This is a genomic window from Xenorhabdus santafensis (assembly GCF_033949405.1).
Lineage (GTDB): Bacteria > Pseudomonadota > Gammaproteobacteria > Enterobacterales > Enterobacteriaceae > Xenorhabdus > Xenorhabdus santafensis.
Genome location: NZ_VCDN01000075.1, coordinates 43,800 through 62,521, shown reverse-complemented (window position 1 = coordinate 62,521; position 18,722 = coordinate 43,800). Strand labels below are relative to the sequence as shown.

9 protein-coding genes and 2 pseudogenes are annotated in these 18,722 nt (G+C 41.4%); 2 read left to right on the top strand and 9 right to left on the bottom strand.

Features of this window, described 5'->3' with window-relative positions:
• Positions 1 to 639: 639 nt before the first annotated feature.
• Both FE392_RS16600 and FE392_RS16595 read left to right on the top strand, forming a co-directional pair.
• Positions 640 to 2,415 carry an S-type pyocin domain-containing protein gene (locus tag FE392_RS16600; protein WP_319931319.1) on the top strand — a complete coding sequence of 592 codons (1,776 nt, stop codon included), beginning with the start codon at positions 640 to 642 and terminating at the stop codon, positions 2,413 to 2,415.
• A gap of 14 nt (positions 2,416 to 2,429) precedes the next feature.
• Positions 2,430 to 2,828, top strand: coding sequence for a hypothetical protein (locus FE392_RS16595; RefSeq protein WP_319931318.1), 399 nt, complete (start codon positions 2,430 to 2,432; stop codon positions 2,826 to 2,828).
• Between the two features lie 491 nt (positions 2,829 to 3,319).
• Here FE392_RS16595 and FE392_RS16590 read toward each other — a convergent pair.
• From FE392_RS16590 to FE392_RS16550, 9 genes and pseudogenes are all read right to left on the bottom strand, one after another.
• Positions 3,320 to 3,940 (bottom strand): annotated as a pseudogene (locus FE392_RS16590) (IS110 family RNA-guided transposase); the annotation flags it as partial.
• 6 nt (positions 3,941 to 3,946) lie between these two features.
• Positions 3,947 to 5,185: pseudogene (locus FE392_RS16585) on the bottom strand (IS3 family transposase).
• A 743-nt stretch (positions 5,186 to 5,928) separates the two neighbouring features.
• Positions 5,929 to 7,119 (bottom strand): condensation domain-containing protein, encoded by a 1,191-nt coding sequence (locus FE392_RS16580; RefSeq protein ID WP_319931317.1) that lies wholly within the window; start codon positions 7,117 to 7,119, stop codon positions 5,929 to 5,931.
• Positions 7,120 to 7,217: 98 nt separating this feature from the next.
• Positions 7,218 to 8,624, bottom strand: a complete 1,407-nt coding sequence (locus tag FE392_RS16575) for an MFS transporter (protein WP_319931316.1) — start codon at positions 8,622 to 8,624, stop codon at positions 7,218 to 7,220.
• 82 nt (positions 8,625 to 8,706) lie between these two features.
• On the bottom strand, positions 8,707 to 9,297 hold the full coding sequence (locus FE392_RS16570) for an anthranilate synthase component II (RefSeq protein ID WP_319931315.1): 591 nt from the start codon (positions 9,295 to 9,297) through the stop codon (positions 8,707 to 8,709).
• Entirely contained in the window at positions 9,294 to 10,694 is a 1,401-nt protein-coding gene (locus FE392_RS16565) for an anthranilate synthase component I family protein (protein WP_319931314.1), read from the bottom strand. Before FE392_RS16565 ends, FE392_RS16570 begins: the two co-directional genes overlap by 4 nt.
• Entirely contained in the window at positions 10,691 to 12,016 is a 1,326-nt protein-coding gene (locus FE392_RS16560; protein WP_319931313.1) for a phenylacetate--CoA ligase family protein, read from the bottom strand. Before FE392_RS16560 ends, FE392_RS16565 begins: the two co-directional genes overlap by 4 nt.
• Positions 12,013 to 17,565: a non-ribosomal peptide synthetase gene (locus FE392_RS16555; protein ID WP_319931312.1), complete on the bottom strand. Its 5,553-nt coding sequence runs from the start codon at positions 17,563 to 17,565 to the stop codon at positions 12,013 to 12,015. The genes FE392_RS16560 and FE392_RS16555 overlap by 4 nt, the downstream gene beginning before the upstream one ends.
• A 25-nt stretch (positions 17,566 to 17,590) precedes the next feature.
• Positions 17,591 to 18,709: a DNA glycosylase AlkZ-like family protein gene (locus FE392_RS16550; RefSeq protein ID WP_319931311.1), complete on the bottom strand. Its 1,119-nt coding sequence runs from the start codon at positions 18,707 to 18,709 to the stop codon at positions 17,591 to 17,593.
• Positions 18,710 to 18,722 lie beyond the last annotated feature (13 nt).

Here is an 18,722-nt window from a genome sequence, read left to right as displayed (position 1 = left end):
TTGAAATTCATTGCGTATATAACCAATTATTTTCAAATTGCTTCGCAGCGGTACACTTTGCAGTACAGTTTTTGTCCGAATGCAAACATTACTGCTTAACATCCTGTATAGGATTGACAACAGTGATCCTCCCTTTTCCAAACTCCCTTGTTTAAAAATAGTGAACATAGTCACAATATGGCGGCAAGTTCTCATTTTCAGATTGTTGGAAAAAGTAGTTATTTTTTAAAAATATTTAATGAAAATACAGTTTTTCATCATGTCCTGCCGTCACCAAATCTGTTTATTCAGATAATCATACTAAAATCCAAATTATTACTTATCTAATCCATTTAATATTTTTTATTTGTTGGTTTTAATTTCACCACAATATCGTTTAGCATCCTGTTCTATTTTCAAGCTACCAGACATAGACATATACACACTGGATTTCAAGTTGCATCGCAGCGACAAGGGAGGGCTTCCCGAGAGCATAGATAACCGTTGTTTATAAAAACGATGATCGAAGTGCTCGAGCGCAGTCAACCAAGAGGCAACTTGAAAGACAAAGTGTATAAAAGGATTTCATTGATGAGTGATACAGGAAGATTAGACTGCGTGTCCTGCCATCAAATATTCAAGTACTGGTTGGAATTTCAATTGACTGATAATCAGGGCAAGCCATTGGGTGGCATTCCTTATACGCTGAAAAGCTGGGATGGCATCGTAAAGACCAGTGGCGTTACTGATGGTCAGGGTGTTTTACGGGAAGAAAATTTGCCGCCGAAGCCGATGATCCTGCATGTGGATGCGCAAAAGTTGGCGGAGCAGTTGATTGAAAAGTCCTTTACTGAGACGGTAGAAACAGCAAAAGGAACGGGGGCTTATCACCAACTGATGCCGGGGGAAATCAGTAACGCAACCCCGATAGTGGAAGGCTGGACACAAGAAGCCCTGCTTGATTCACGGTATTACCCTGCTCCCAGTTACCCGGGATTTGTCGCGAGACCGAGCCATAACCGGCGGCATATATTGGAAATTGCCCGCATCGCCAAACCGGTCTTTGCCAAATCCTGTTTGCAACCTGCGGGTTGTACTGATGCCGGAACGGATACTGAGCCGCATACCCATTTTGGTGAAATGCAGGTAATAGAACCGGCATATGGGATGGTTCCTCTGCCGCCTCAGATATTGGCAAGGATGGGAATAAGTGGTGCAAGTGCACTCACTGCGGTAGCCGTGGGTTCGACGATGGATAAAGGCAGTGAGTTAGATAAAGAAATCACTCGTCTTCTGATATCCCAAAGTGAAAAAACTAACACAGATTCGTTCCGTGCTGGTTCAGTCACAAGTAATGAGTTTGCGGTGAAAGCGCTGCTGGTAACAGCAGGCGTCATGATACGCAATTGGTGGGATGGTGGTGACAGTGACTTACTGAGTCTCGAAAACTTAAAGAAAATTGCCGACAAAAAAGGAACAGCCCCGACTCGTGTTCGCTATCGTTTTGTCGAGGATGCACAGACTGAGCAATTGACCGCAGTGGGCTACCATACCAGTGAGAACAGCGGTATGGAGAACGTTAAGGTTCGGCACGTAAAATATAATGAGTCATTCAATCGGTATGAATTTTGGGAAGATGGTGCTTCATCACCCGCTTTGGTTTGGTATTTTGATGCTGTATCAGGTGAATTATCACAAGATGATATTCACCAATCTGTTCCGCAAAATTCGAGTGTAAACGCCAAGGTAGCCGTACTTAATCCCAATATAACAGGGCAAACGCCGGGGCTTCCGATACCGGAACAAAGAGATTGGCGGGATGGGGCTTACGTTAACCCTCAGCAAGATCCCAATGAAATTGCTGGTAATAGCACGTCAACACCGATACCGGATGCAGGGGAACATGGGCCAACTAAGCTGACTACTCCTGTTCCGGAAGAAAAGGATTTTCGCGATTATATTCTGGTATTTCCTGCCTCGAATGTGCCGGCGATTTATGTTTATTTGAGTAGTAAATCAGATAACCTAATAAATTCCGAGAAGAGTGAGGAATATTATAAGAGGAAGATTCAGGAGTTTGAATCAACGCTTGCGACTGAAGATGTTCATGGTTTACGCCGGCATGGCCCTGGTACAACTTTGGAACAACAGAAATATCGAGCGAAAACTGGCTATACACCTGATGGGAGAAATGGAAACCCCACAGATTCTACTAGATTTCGATCCTACAAAGATCAATATGAAACAATACAAAAAGCTATACCTTTATATAATCCAGAAATTCATAAAACAGGTAGAGTTGATTTTGATATGGGTAAGACTGTTTCAGAAGGTTATAAAAAAGGTGGTAAGGAATATTTTGAAACTTCAACAGTTAGGGCCGGGTTTGATAAAAAAACAGGCAAGATTTATAGTATATTCGGAATTGAACAATAATTTGGTGATAATAAATGAAAAAAATAAAAATAAGTGAAGGATATATATATATGTTCTGGGCCCCATTAGCGGGAGGTCCACATATTGATGAAAATCTCTTAAACTTAAATCTTAATAATGTAAAAAGCATAGAAAGACTGGTTAATGAATTATTATTTTTAGAATACAATGAATTTTCCACATCGTGGAAATATAGATTCAAAGAAAGCTTTAAGTATGTAATCTGCTATGCCAGTGATGAAAAACTAATACGTTATTATGATTCTGGGGCTCCTCAAATATTATTACCAGATACAATACCCATTAGGGATTTTTATATTCAAGTTTGGAAGTTTATGTTTGACGAAGAGAGTTATGAAGCTGCTGATATTGATAATTATGAATTAATATCAAGATTTGACATATTTGATTAAAATGTTTTCAGTACACTCTACATTTATAGTTTAAATTTCCTGTCATAATATTTATGATGGGAGATTTATCACGAGTCATATTAAAATAATAGAAGCCAAATAAGTTGAAGAAAAAACAAATCAATCAATTGGTGTATGTATGAATAGAATAAAAATTAGCAAAGGGCTTGGATTCGACTAATAAGTGCAATTTCTGAGAAAGGCCGTCAGTTGCTATAGTAGGCTTCTTCCTCGCCAAAGGAAATCTATGGTCACCCCTATTTTTGCAACACTAACTTTGATGAATTTTTGGCTTGCTTAAATCTATTCGGCGTCACTATAGGTAAGGATAGCCTCGCCTGATGAATCTTAAAATGCACTCGGCTTCAAAGAGCCACTTTCCTTTTGAGGTTTATCATCAGGCCGACTGGCCGTTCATGTCATCAATAATCAGTCTTCGCAAAACCAGATGGGTAATTTATATTTAACTTCTTAATAATCACTATATTGAATTACCATGCCTGATATTCATTTTGCTGAGTGGTGATGGCCCATGCTATTCGTGCCAACTTGTTTGCCAAAACACAAGTAACCACATTCGAATGCATTTTACTCAATTGTTTCCGAACCCACTCAACCAGTCTGCCCTGCTGATGTTCAAGCCGCATCATGAACGCGCGGGCGCACTGAACCAGCAACCTGCGCAAATTTTTGTCGCCTCGCTTGCTGATACCCAGCAAGGTAGGTTTACCTCCTGTGCTGTATTGCCGAGGAACAAGCCCTGTAGAAGCGGCAAAATCCCTGCTGCACGAAAATTGTTTGCCGTCACCGAGCTGAGATGAGAGTAAGCTGCCAATAATTGGCCCAACACCCGGTATTGTCATTATGCGTTGAGCTGTATCGTCTGCTTTGATGGACTAGTTTAATTCTGATTCCAGCGCCGTTATTTGCTCAACAAAATAAAGATAGAGGGTGTGTAATTTCATCAGCAAACGGCTCAGATAATAGGGAATTTCATGTTCCGCCAGCAACAGAGATAATCGCTTAATGACCGCATCGCCTTTGAGCAGGCTGATACCAAACTCCAGCAAAAAGGCATGCATCTGATTAGTGGTTTTTACTTTATCTCTGATGGGTGTCTAGTCCTGATATACGTTGACACTTATTTTACTTAACCCCTGATGATGTACTTCATCGGGCGTTTTATATTTTAGGGCTAAATGAGGCCTATACCGATTATAAATATCTATCGATTAACTTACCATTTGCGCCGCTTCTTTCAGGTCTGTGGGTTTGCAGAGTAAAAATTCAGTTTTCAGAGTACCATTAACACGCTCTGCCAAGGCATTCTAATAGCAATCATAACCGTCTGTCATTGAACAGGTAATCTCGTGGTATTTATGTAACTCTTGATAGCGTTTTGAACAATATTGTAACCCCCTGTCTGAATGATGAATACGTGATTGTTCAATCAATTTTCAACTTTTTAAGGCATTTTTATAGGTCTTAATGACCGAGTCTGTTCTTAAGTTATCGTGAACATGATATCCCACGATCTTACGTGACCATGCATCCGTGATCAGACTTAAGTACGCTTCCCCTGTTTTCACAGAGGGATACGTAATATCGGCTACCCACACTTGTTTCCGGCCCCGTTGGGTTATCTTATTAGGATCGGCTTTGAGTAAATTAGGGTGACAGTAAAAACGATGATGACTATGCGTTGTTTTATGGTAAGCCCGCCTGGGCTTGACTAATAAATGATGGGTTCTGAGTAAATCGAACAGACTGTCTCTGCCTATTTTTGCCGGGCGTGATTGGTTCAGCAGATACTGAAGTTTTCTCGTGCCAATACGGGGTTGATTCAGTCGAATTGACAGCACTTGCACCAGCACATCCTGTGCCTGCTTTTCTTTTATCGCTGCCCGCTGACATTACTGATAATCAGCTTGTCGTTTGATACCCAGATAACGGCAATATTGAGCTACATTAAAGCCGATTATTTTTTCTCCTGAATGACTTGCCTCGTAGCTTTTTTACGGCAGCACTCCATAATCCCGCTTCAACACATCAATGACCGCCTCAAAAAACTCGGCTTTCATTTCCATTTCAACCAGTTGTTGTTCAAGTTCTTTTATCCGTTGCTCGGGGGTGAGTGAGGAGGATGAAGTTATGGCAACTCCTTGAGGATGTAAAGAGGAACACTCCAGACTCCAATCTAACTGACCATGCTTCCTAAGCCAAACTAAAACTGTTGAACGCCCCTGAATACCGTACCGGTGTTGGGCTTGTTTGTATGTCATTTCGCCTTTTTCAACAACGGCTAATTTAAAAGCCAGTGAATAATCACGCTGAGTGCGTTTACTTTCTGATTTCATAACACTCTCCTCAATAGATGAAGAAAAGTGTCAACCTTATTTAAGACGGGACAAAGAGAAGATAAAAACCTTACTTTGTTATTCCACACAAGGCAAGAACGTGAAGGTTTTGTTAAAAGAATCCAGATTTGACCGACAAAAGTAAATATAAGCTGATAAGCTTTTTTCCGGAAGTCTCTCCCATAAACATTGATGCTTTTTCTCAAAATTTTTGTAGGTTAACTGATCCCCTCTCTGCCAAAATCAGTTATCCCTTGTTTAATGTGCTGTTTCTGACCATGTGCGCCATTATCGCTGGGATGGAAGAATGATAATATATTGAAAATATTGGGTAATCCACTTTTACTGACTTCAGAAAAAAGGCCTATTTCCAACAGGGTTGTTTGTTCATGACACCATCACTCGCATTCATTATCTCATGTCTTGCTCCAATCCAGTTTCAGTAGTGTTTTATTCAATGGGTTAGGGCGGCTCAACTATCACATCTTGAACACTGGTCGGGTGAGATCCCAGAATCGGGAACTGGAACTGGTTGGTGCAGTTACTCTGAACCAAGAGCGAAAAAATAGGTGAACTAAATTCCAAAAGGATGACAACAAGTTTGATAATTACCCGACCACCTCACGCCCTGTCTCATTACGATGATCTTTGGGTTGAAGATTAAGCAGGGAGTTGGAGTGACAATGTCCGCCAATCTCCCTTGATAATTACACTCATACATATTAGAGCACTATGCTAAATGATTATACAGAATCTAAACTGATACTTTCCAAGTCCTTAATCATATGCTTAATTACCTGCTCCACACACTTACCATATGCATCAATATCCATATCTATTCTCCCGGATATATACTCGGAATGTTCATCTAAAGTAATTTCAAAACCTGCTCGGCATGTATCATTTGGTAGCAACTGAAGAGCCATCCACTCACTATCGCTTAGTGAGATTCGTGTACCGTCACACTGTGAGTTCCAAGCATTAAACAGCTGAGGGAAAGGAAGTTCATAAGCTACAGTTCGAGGTGAAATACCATCGGGATACAAAGCAGCCAGTTCTATGTCCTGGCGAGCAGACGCTTTGATGACATCACGTTGCAATCGAATTAGCATACTAGGTATAGGCTCGTCTTGCATATGATAAGTCGTAATTGGAACTGTATTCGATAAAGGGCCAACAACCTTAAATTCATCGGAACTTTTTCGATTGATAAACGGAACACCTGTGACAACAGTTGTAACCCCACTGACCACACTGATTGCGCGTTGAAAAATAGAAAATAACAATACAAATGGAGTGACTCGGTAAGCTCTTGCATAAGCCGATACAACACTACGCAATACAGAAGAGCTAAATTTTGCACTCTTCATAGCACCCATTGAGCCTTTCGGAGTTTTTCGGATCGCATCAAGACCATATGGTCCTAACCCTGGATAAATTTCAATTCTTTCCTGTAAGTTTATGACTTGTTTTGACACACGAGCATTTACCATATGAGCATATTCTATCCAACACTTAGATACTTTAGACTTACCACAATAGCATTGAACTATGTCTTCAATTAACAAATCAATTGATGCACCATCGCAAGTGTAGGTCCAAAATCCTATCCACACGTGAATTCCTATATCATCAGTAATTGACGCTATCCTAAGCCCTGGTTCACTAGCCTTTTTCGCTCGGTAAGCAAGAAAAACCTCGTCCGTTATGCCTGCATGCTTAAAATTCAAGCAATCCCAAAGGGCATTACGTAATGTAGTTTTGTTTGGAGCACGGCCAATAAGTTGATCACCTTCAATATCAAATTGAGCACCTAAAATCGGATGCTGTGTTAATGTATCAACAATTGCACTAAATATTCGCTCTGATACACATCCTGGAGAAAAGTCGAGCCGTAACGCTCCAGTATAAGCTCTCCCTGTTTGATCTAACATTGCTCCGATCCACTTTTCACGTAGGCTTACAGTACTAGGTACCACTATGGAAGGTTCATCCGCAAATGAAATTATATAGTTCTGGCGCATAAAAGAACCTAATGTTTAATTTCTGTGTTTTCTGTATCAAGGACTAATGCACTACGCCTCAACCCAATAAAAATTGCTCCACCAATAAAAATCATTGCAGATACAGCAAATGCAACTATGAATCCGTTAGATTCAATAGTCGAAACTCCAACTCCATCAGTAAAATTAATAGCAACAGCGACTAAAAATGTCATTCCTCCTACCTGAAACAACTGTTGAATTGTTGTTGCTATTCCTGACCCTGCTCCCGCATCAGATTCAGAAAGTCCTGTAGTTGCAAGAGATTGTGCAACCGGGGCAACACAACCAAAACCAATAGATGTGACAAGCATTGCTGGCATCATTCCAACCCAGTAGTTTTGCATAGGTACCCCAATTGCAAACAATATAAAACCAAAGGCAGAGATAAATAGACCGACAACGGCGGCAGTCTGAGTACTCCACCGTTGGGTAACGAACTGAGATAAAAAAATTCCGGGGAAGAAACCAAAACAGAATGGTAGCCAAGCGAGACCTGCTTGCAAAGGAGTCATTCCAATATAATCTTGCAGCAATAAGACACCAAGATAAAAAACAGCGCCTGATGTTCCTGCTTGAATTGCAAGAATAGCGTATCCTGTTAATCGTGGCGAACTGGTCATTAACCGGGCAGGAATAATACTATCCTCCGAATACTTACAACGCCTTAACACCAACGCGACACCAGAAATTCCTAACAAGATCAGCATAATTCGAAGCCATAAAAGCTGCTCGATACCAGAACCGATCACACCAAGCACGGTTATACATACCGAAACCGCTAATATTAGAGCATTACTAAGATCCAACCGAGTAGATATTTGGTTAGATAATTTTGGTATCACCAATATAGTAGCTATAGCTAGAATTAATATAATTGGTATATTAATTCCGAAAACCCAGCGCCATGAAAGCTGCTCTGTGATTACACCAGATAACAAAACCCCGAGTATTGATCCAAGCCCACCAAGTGCAGCCCAGATTGAAAATGCTTTACTACGATCTGGTCCCGAAGGGAATAATAAAGATATCATTGCTAAGCCAGTCGACGAAGCTAAAGCTTCTCCTATCCCTTGGCCAGCACGACCTATGATCAAGGTAGTAGCGTTAGGAGCAATAGTTGCCACGAAAGAACTCCCCCCAAAAATTACAATACCTACTTGGAATGTACGCAATACTCCATAGGCATCACCTATTCGCCCCCCAAGTAATAGTAACGAGCCAGCAGTGATGAGATAGGCATTCACAATCCAAGTCAAAGAGCCATCTGTAAGCCCTAGATCGTGCTTAATCTGTGGTAGTGCCACATTTACTACAGTAGCATCAAGCAGTAATACCAACTGAATAATAGAGATGACACCTAGAGCTTGCCATCTCTTCTTAATTACAGCATCCATAGTTACCTCCTCTAAATTTTAGGGTCAATTTAAACTGGCTTAATCCCGGTTAATACAGTTCAATTTGTTTGAGGGACTAATACTACACAACTTTATTATTAACTAAATCTAATGAGTTATAAATCATTCTGAGTCCATGCTCCGTTCCTATACTTTCAGGATGAAACTGCACACTTTCTATGGGACGTGTGCGATGACGTACAGCCATGTTCACCATTTCTCCTTTACCTTTAGTATATGCAGTAGCCACTAATTCATTCTCAATTTCAGAATTAATAATAGATAGTGAATGGTAACGAACAACATTAACAGGTGATGGAATATCACGAAAAACACCTTGACCATCATGTTGCACCTGTGAATACTTACCATGTTCCACAGTCGGTGCTCTCATAAGCTTCCAACCAAAATACTCTCCAATTGCTTGGTGACCTAAACAAACCCCAAATATGGCCTGCCCCTCACCCACTGAACGAATTATTTCTGGGTAACCATGCTCTTGAGGAGTTCCTGGGCCCGGCCCCAAAACTAAAAGTTGTGGCTTCCATCGTTGAAACTTACTTATTGGATCATCGTTCACACGAACCACTTTCGTCTGTACCCCAACCATGGAGTAGTACTGTTCAATAACAAATACAAAGCTGTCGAAAGCATCCACTAATAATACTTTCATACACTCTTCCTCATTGCCCGAGCAAATGATTTGATCTTAGCACCAGTTTCCTCCCATTCAGCTGATGCTTGTGAATCAGCAACAATACCCGCAGCAGACTGTAATACGTAATGGCCAGAGTTCCCAATAATTGTACGTATCGTCAAAGCAAGAACTCCGCATTTCCCCCCCATAAGGTACCCCGCGCATCCAGTGAACAGTCCCCGTGGTACTCCTTCTAATTCCATAATAATCTCCATTGCGCGAATTTTTGGGGCTCCCGTCATTGTTCCTGCAGGGAAATTCGCAGCAATCAGGTCCCATATATCGCAATTATTACGAACCTTAGTTTCAATTGTCGAAACCAAATGGATAAGTGAACCATAGACGTTCTCCTTCATAAACGAAGTTACGTTCACTCCGCCAGGAATAGCGCAACGTGCTAAGTCATTGCGAGCTAGATCCACAAGCATCAGATGCTCAGCTGCTTCTTTAGGGATCTGAGCTAGATGATTGCCTTTCATATCGTCTAATGGCATAGTCCCAGCTATAGGGCGAACTTGAGCTATACCATCACTAACACGGATCATAAGTTCCGGACTAGAAGATATTATGTTCTGATTATCAAGAGCCAAATAGTACATATAAGGTGCAGGATTAACCGACGCAAGTCGTTCATACAGGTCTACTGGAGGAATTGTTGAATTCGATATAGCGCGACGACAAAGCTGCATTTGATAAATATCACCGACTCTGATATATTCTTTTGCTCGTTCTACCGCGGAACAAAATGTGTTACGATCTGTTAAATCCCTAATAACTCCCCAATCCCAAGAGTTGGCAGGAGTTCTAACTACCCTTGGTTCAGTAAGCGCTGCAAATAAAGCTTGGGTGTCTATAATCTCATCTGGACTTAACATCAATACATCAATTTTCGCACCATTTCCTGTGTCATCGTAGCGTATAATATGTCGGTAAACACGGAGCATTACCTCCGGAATTCCTTCTTCAATAGCCATCCCTGGCAGGTGCTCCACAAAACGAGCTGCACTATACCCAAGCACTAACATCAACGGGAAGCTATCTGGTAGTGCGATAATTTGTGTCACCTCCCGTAAACGTTTCCATAGAGGCTTATTGTGATCATTCACTACTGATTCACATTCAGCAGTATACTTTTCAAAAGGGCTATTGCTCCTGATACTCCAGGTATCATTTATCAGTGTGATTTCAAACAACAATTCAATCATGAACATCGTTTGTGAGCCATCAATAGCCTGAAAGCCTGCCCCAGTCTCAAACAAAGCTGGGTTAGGGTATAAACCAAGCAGCGTCTTACGTACTTGTATTACTGAAGCAGCCTCTGGAACCTCATACTGTTTTATAACCCACGAATGTTTCAATTGTTGTTCTATCATAGCCTTGGATTCCTTTTATCTCGAACACGAGCATGTTTCCAAGAAACATAAGCTCCAGTCTCTGTTCTCGGATCCAATCGATCTGCTAAATGTAACCTAACTGGAACATTAAAATATTCTTCCATCTGCTTTTGAACTTGGGTAACTGAACGGCTCCCAATATGAGCAACCATAGATATTTCCATCTCATCAGCGCCTCTATTTGCCTCCAAAACTGTAACCTGATATCCCCAAACTCGATCAGCAGCCATTAAAACAGTAGATTCAATTGATGAAGGTAGAATCAAGCGACCACCAAGAGCCATAACATCATTAATCCGACCAAATACTTTCAAGCAACGGGAATGGCTACCACATCCGCAAGCCTCTGGTGATTGAAGACGAGCTAAATCGCCTGTACAAAACCGAATTAATGGCTTAGCTCCAGGTACTAGCATCGTTAGACATAATTCTCCTACATCATCATCCAATCCAGGGATTGGGAGAATTTCTGCAAGATAATTTGTCTCTGAAAGGTGTAGATTGCCTTTTAAACAACCTGTAGCGATTGCATGTGCTTCTTGTGAGCCGTACAGACCATGAGTACAGTGTGCATTCCAAATACGAGAAATATTCAAAAGCATTTCGGGCGGACATAATTCTCCAAGAACAAAAATCTGCTCCACTGAAGTTCCTTGAGGATCGATCCCAAGACTTATGTAAAGACGGGCTAACGAAAGTGCTATTGCCGGAGAACATATTAGTGAGCGTACCCCAAGATCATTAATAAGTTTGGAAGCTTTATCTAAACCAACTCGTGGGCTTTCTGGCCACAGTCGTACAAAAGGAATTCCCAAATTCCGGCAAATCTCACCATAGGTATCCCCAAATGCATACAACTCTGATGGTCCCATAATAGCAGTAAGAGCATGCATCGTACCGAAAGTTGATTGGTATATATCTGCGATAGCTCTTTGAACATAGATTCCACTAGTTTCAATATCAATTGATGCTCGCGGACACGGTGTTGGCTGCCCAGTAGTTCCTGTCGTTTCATAATACGTAGCTATTTCGTTGAACGGGACGCAGCAAACTGTCGTTCCTGCAGAACGAAGGTCATCTTTAGTAGTAAAAGGAATACCGTTAAGAATCTTGAATAAACTCAAAGAACCTTTCCTGATGTCTAGATGGTTACGATAAAATGATGATTGTTCCGCAACGTACCTCAGTATTTCTTGTGCTCGTACCTCATTTTTTTGATGTAGACACTGAGGTTTTATTTGCCCATTTAGGTATGCAGTAACATATTCAAGCCATTCCCGATGTAATTGCCTGCTAGTCATGACAGACTCCTTTCTGCAATTTGTTCTGCACATTCACGGATTGACTCAGTCAGCATAATACTCTCGAGTGAGATTGAGAGTTCAAGTTTGGACTCTAATTCGATTTTAATCTTCATAGCAGTCAATGAATTCCCCCCTAAGTCGAAGAAATTGTCTTCTGGTAATACAATTGATTCGGCAAGTTGGGCTGAAATTACTCGTACAACTTCCCGTAGGATAGTCTGTTGATTTTTAATATTTGGATTTTTCATATCCCCCCCTAGTACATTACGCAAAGCTATTACATCCACCTTACCGTTTTTTGATAGAGGTAGTTCCATCATGTGCTTAATAGTTTTGGGAATCATATAGGTAGGTAAATGTCGTGTAATTATTTCATTGATTATGGTTTCGCAGTTAGAATTACCAATATAAGCCAATGCAATCTGTTTTGGATGTCCATCTAGGCCAGGCAATGCTACTGCGCATGCTCTAGATACTCCGTCACAAGATTGAGCTATATTCTCGATTTCTCCAAGCTCGATCCTTAGCCCATTAATTTTGATCTGATTATCTATACGCCCAAGTATTTCAATTTCACCATTAGGTAAATAGCGTCCCAAATCTCCTGTACGATACATTCGGCGCCCAGTTCTAGGATGGTAAACGAATGCACATCGCGTAAGTTCTGGCTGGCCTATATATCCACGGGCCAACGAAATGTCACTTTCTACCAGCATTTCGCCTGGTACCCAGTCAGGACAATCTGTCCAGTCGCTTGCAATAATGTGATAAGCAGAATTCCGCATAGGTGTACCATAAATAACGGAGCTAACTATGCAGCCTTCGCATTCATTAATTTCATGGATAACTGACCAATTTGTGGTCTCAGTCGGCCCACCACACGAAAACATTCGAGCAGAAGGGAAGATTGCTCTCGCTCGTGGTAGCAGTGATAATGGGATCCAATCACCAGCCATTACTATATTACTTACTGAGTAAATGGTGTGTGTTTTGTGAGCAACCTCAGCCACGTGGCATAATAATTCCATGATTGCAGGTACACATGCCCAAAATGTCACTTTATAGCGACAATGTAACCGTAACCAAGTGTCAGGATCTGGTCCAGCTGCTTGCTCAGGCACTACGACTGAGCCTCCATGCACTAAGGGACCAAAAATATCGAATACTGACATATCGAAGTGCAAAGCAGCTGTAGCGAGGTGTCTGGTTGAAATATCCAGACCAAAACGCTCAATGACATCGAAGATATGATTGACTACTGCGGCCTCTGGAATTTCAACTCCTTTTGGATTACCAGTAGAACCCGAAGTGAAGATCACATACGGTGAATAATCTTTCCGAATAGGCTCAATCGCAATTCTGGTATTTTGTTGAGTCCAAATGTTAAGGTCTTTGGCAGCACACTCTACTCTATAAATACCTAGGGGCAATATAGCCTCTGGCGATGAAATCACGATTCGAACCCCAGCTTGGGCAAGCATTGTATCTATTCGTTCGAGTGGTAAATCAATATCTATAGGAACATACCCGATACCCGCCAGTAAACATCCATAAACAGCAACATACTGCATTATTCCTTTAGGTAAGACGATTCCAACAAACCGATCATCAGGAGAACAAAACCTCTGAATTAGAGTATTGAGTTGCGCTGCTGCATTGCCTATTTCACCCCAAGAATAAGTTTTATGAGCGTCTATGACTGCTGGTTCATTTGTTCGATTCGAAAGGCACTCCAAAAATAGATCTCGCAAATGAACTGCAGGTACTAATTTCTGCGTTGAGTTAACTGTATTTCGTATAGTAACCTGCGATGATGGTCGTAGATCGAGCCATGTACATTTCCAAATTTCGGAATCACATGCTAGCTGTTGCAGCAACCTACAAAATGCACCAAACATAGCTTCAATTACATCAGGACGAATAACTCCTGTAAGATAATCCCATTTGAAATATAGAACATTATCTGATTCCCTAATCTGAACATCCAGCGTCACTTGCGGGGTTTGCGACACTCCAAAGACCTCTCGGCCTAACCGAGCTGCATCATGTCGTCCAGGATGTCCAAGAAGGCTTGTCAACACTACTGGCATCAATGGTGCACGACCATTTCTCCGTATCCGAGACAGCTCCCGTAATATTTCAACACCAGTAAAAAGCCTATGATCAAGTGCATTCCAGATAGCGTTTTGTAATTTTTGGCCGCGCTTCTCAAGTGTATCGTGAATAATGGGCTCGTAAGGTACAAGTAAAGTGTTAGTGAAATCTCCAACAATTAAGTCAATATCATCACTAACTGGCATTCGATCCGAAACAGGGAAATTCAACGTGAATCGCTCTTCTTCGCTCCAGCAACGTAAAACCTCACACAAGGCCAAAGCTATAACACCTGAGGGGGAAATATTTCGTTCTTGAGCTTGAGCTTTTAATCTATCCCAAAATGCTTGTTCGAGTGAACCTTCATGTCTTTCAAATCTGGGGGATATAGTAGATTCCCTTATTTCAAGCTGCGGTAACCGAGGGGATGACGGCAAGTCTACAATTTTTTGTAACCAATATTCTCGATCAGCGCGATATTGCTCACTTTGAATAATCTTGTGCCTGTGCTCAACATAGTCAAAAAACGACGTTTTAAGCTTTGGTAACTGAGGATTTTCTTCCATGTATAAGTCAATCAAATCAGGAATAATCACCTGAAATATTGACCATGCGTCAGCAATCAACATGTCAATACAAAAATGCACCCTACTTAAGTGCAAGCTAATCTTATTCACTACAAATTTAAATAAAGGCCATTGTGTTGTTCCTATCTCTTCATTCGCCATACGGCGACGCACCAAGTTAATTTTGTTATTTATTTCACTATCTGGAAGACCACTCAAATCTACATATTCGACTGCCTCATTTCCATTGACTCCTCCGATTTGCTGGTAACCACTTTCGTTAATCGTCGCTCTTAGCATTGGATGCCGGTCAACTAGCAAACTCACAGCACGCTCAAATCTTTCTTGTTCCAGATCTTCTACTTCCCACTCAAAATATCCTTGGCAGCCGACACCACCATAATCGAAGTCAGATCCACGTCCAATCCACAAAGCTTGCTGACTCTCATTGAGCGTAAAAGGCTGTAGCTGTTTATCGCCGGGCAGATGCTCAAATGTTGGCAAGTTGCTATCACGTGAAGTATTGCCCAAACGTATAAGATTCAGTAGGGTAGGGTTTTCAAGAAAAGAACTCATCTCTATATGAATGCCATATTTACAAGCAAGCTCGCCTACCATTCTCATAGCTCGCAAGGAATCCCCACCAGTGCTAAAGAAATTAGATTCAAGAGTTGCTTCATCACATCCAGTCCAATTCAACCAACAGGAACACAACGTACTTTCAATTTCTGTGTTTGGAGAGAAAATTTTATGCGTCATATCTATCTCAACTGGAGATATCTTCAGCGCACGGTAATCCACTTTACCATTTCGTCCTATTGGCAACACATCAACAACTATTTGATTTGGTTGAGCTGCAGGTTTTAACCTTTTACCAAGATGCTTACGCACTGCATCTACAGCATCCACTCTTGCCGTAACATCTAAGACAAGTTCAAGAAATAGTACTAGCGTTGTTCCTATATCGCTGGTGAAGCAAATTGCAGCAGCTTTCGCCACCCCAAAAACTTCAAGAGCAGAGATCTCTACTTCTGTTAGATCTACTCTATGCCCACGAATTTTCACGACCGAATCTGCCCGTCCCAAAATTTCGACAGTACCATCCAAACTCATCCGTGCTCTATCCCCTGTGATGTATTGCGATGGTGAGGTATTATCGAATATATTCGGCTGGAAAGATTTCCTAGTATCTTCAATGTCGAGATAACCTATAGAGAGAGTTTCTCCGGTAATAACTAATTCTCCAACACAATTCGCTGGGAGCTCTTGGCCTGTACTATCAACTACATACATGTTTGCTCCAGCGACTGCTTGCCCTACAGACGGCAACAGTGTATGATGTTGAACAGATGATAAATTTTCAATTGATACCACCGCGGCTTCCGCAGAGCCATAAACATTAAGTACTTGGTAGTTGAGATTAGGTGGAGGCCATTGCTTACACCTCTCACCAGCAATTAACATTGTGCGCAGGTTTGTTTGCCATTCACCAACCCAAAATGCTTCAGCAATAGATGTCATCACTAGTGCATGTGTAACATTGTTCTTGATAAACCAAAGAGCCAGCAGCCTTATATCTTGTAAGGCTTCAGGTGAAGGGATACATACTGTTCCACCTGCATATAGTACTGGCAGAGGATCAACTTCAACCATTCCATACCCCGGTGATGTCAACCATGTTCCTCGTGAACTTTCCCCCAGCTCAGCAGATTTGGTAATTGCATCAAGTGTGGCAACCATCCCGCGATAAGATAAACAAACAGCTTTAGGCTGACCTGTCGTCCCAGAGGTACCAGCAATAAAACATTCTTCATTGGTCGTTTCAATCCAATTACCATATTCCCAATCAACCGGTGCCAATTGCTTATCTTCTTTACCTATTTCCAATATAGGGCAGTTTGTAAGATTACGTGCCCTGTCTATCATACTGCCAATAGTCAACACAGAGTCGGGGCGACATTTCTGAAGAAAGCTATATATCAAATCATCAGGGTTAGCGGGGTCGATCAACACACAAGTTCCGCCCATTCTCTGGGCAGCGATAATTGAAGTCAGATGTTGCCAACCTCGTTCCAGAAAAAGAGCAAGCCGCGGATGTAAACATTGAGGAGATATCTGCTTACGTACCTGCTGTATTAGCATATTGGAATAATTCCAAAGTTCGGCATAGGTCAAATACTTACTATTATTATCATCGATGATTGCTAGGGCTAATGGTCTCATCTGAACATGGTAAAATATATTTTTCACCAATGAACTACGTTCATTAAATTCACATTTTAGATGTTTAGGTAGAGTTTCAGGCATAGGAAGAGCCATGGGATTCAAGATCCGCATACATACAAAGAGTATAATTTTTCGTAAATGTTCACGAGCAGGTTGATCAATACAATCTTTCCTCACAGACAATGTACACCCATCTCTCTTTGCCACAAGCCAAACCAATGATTCCAAAGGTGGAGAATTTTGACCATCAGTTATCTCTATATCAGCTTGAGGCAGAACATTTGGTTGCGCTAGCTCTGCTATTTCACGCACCTCTGCAATACGGATATGAATGTCAGCAACATCACGTAGTTCATTCGTATCAATATCAAGATAATTTACTGAAATATTAGAGTATATTCCTATAGTTATTTTTCCTTCAGTACTAAGTAAAGAACCCATCATTGCAGCAATAACGATGAGGTTATCGACAGATGCAACTAGCCCATCAGGTAAAATAATTTCCTCTTCTATTCGTTCAATCAATGTCGGCTGCTCTGTGGAACAACATTCAAAAGCATCCCATATTGTCCGAGCAGTACAGGGACACCTCCCAAATTTCTTTTGCCCTAACTGTTTATTACTTAGCTCAGGTCCTGCCAACATTATCTGATTCTTCATGTCACCCCACCTTATCCGTTGTAAATTATTTGTTATTGTTACCAGGGTCGTAAAATGCTCCGATTCGGTTAGCCCAAATAAAGGCGGCTTCTTGAATGGCTTCTTGTTCCTTACCTGCAACATTTGAGAGATCAATTTGGATAGAACGTTTGGATCCATTGACTTTCACGCCCCAAGTGGCTACAGCCCGTGTTCCTATTAAGACAACAGGGAGGCCATTTCCCGCTGCATCGTATCCCCTAATTTTATCAAGCCCGAGGCAAATACGTTGTCTTGAACCAGGGGCATACCCCATTACCAACGGATCCCAAGCAGGCAAAAAACGCACATCAGTATTTAGATTCTGAACTGTTTTGGAAATACATTGTTCAAATAGCTTTTGCCGAGTTTTACTTATCCACAATCCACTGCATATTTCACACGCCATAGAGCTTTCTATAAGCAAACGAGACCTTTCCTTTGAAATTGACAGCCACCAAGCTAAGTCATCGATTGTAACTGGACCATAGTGTTTAATGTAACGAGCGGCGATGTCTTGCAATAACCATTCACTGGTTAATAATGTGTCATTATTTTGTAGCAACCCATTAGGAGGAGGAGCATATAGCCACCTGTTAGACCAAATATTCGGAGGAGGAATACGAATTAAAGCGCCGTCGTAAGTGGCAACAGAGACGTACGCACGAGCCTGAGGAGCAGTTAATCCAAGAGCATTCCGAATATCTTTCAAGCGAACAGGGGCACTTATAGTAAATTCCGTAAATTCAGATAATATCTTCCTATAATCGGCCAAAGTAAGACCGACATCGCGCAATCGCCACTCATGATTGACCAAAGGTAGGCGTGTAGCACCAAATACTGTTGCAGCCAAAGATTGAGGGAGTAAAAACTTTGAGCGTCGCATTCCTGGTATCCGAACTAGCTCAGGATCGGCTTCCATAGAAATGACTTTTGTTCGCTCAACATTATTATTGCGAACCAAGAAAGCTAACCAACTAGTTGGACGATTTGAATATACCCCAACATAAGCCTCAGCTACCTCTTTTACAGTTGCTCGCTCAAAGCGCTCAAAATGTTCTGATATGATCCACTCAGCTAGGAAATTGTTGAGTTGTTTATCCCAATTAATCTTACTGTGCTTCATTTTCTTTATTTAT

What these genes read in the sequence shown, in the direction of transcription:
- FE392_RS16575 (WP_319931316.1), bottom strand. Translation starts at nt 8,624, where the DNA reads ATGGATGCTGTAATTAAGAAGAGATGGCAAGCTCTAGGTGTCATCTCT.
- FE392_RS16555 (WP_319931312.1), bottom strand. Translation starts at nt 17,565, where the DNA reads ATGAAGAATCAGATAATGTTGGCAGGACCTGAGCTAAGTAATAAACAG.
- FE392_RS16570 (WP_319931315.1), bottom strand. Translation starts at nt 9,297, where the DNA reads ATGAAAGTATTATTAGTGGATGCTTTCGACAGCTTTGTATTTGTTATT.
- FE392_RS16550 (WP_319931311.1), bottom strand. Translation starts at nt 18,709, where the DNA reads ATGAAGCACAGTAAGATTAATTGGGATAAACAACTCAACAATTTCCTA.
- FE392_RS16560 (WP_319931313.1), bottom strand. Translation starts at nt 12,016, where the DNA reads ATGACTAGCAGGCAATTACATCGGGAATGGCTTGAATATGTTACTGCA.
- FE392_RS16595 (WP_319931318.1), top strand. Translation starts at nt 2,430, where the DNA reads ATGAAAAAAATAAAAATAAGTGAAGGATATATATATATGTTCTGGGCC.
- FE392_RS16565 (WP_319931314.1), bottom strand. Translation starts at nt 10,694, where the DNA reads ATGATAGAACAACAATTGAAACATTCGTGGGTTATAAAACAGTATGAG.
- FE392_RS16580 (WP_319931317.1), bottom strand. Translation starts at nt 7,119, where the DNA reads ATGTTAGATCAAACAGGGAGAGCTTATACTGGAGCGTTACGGCTCGAC.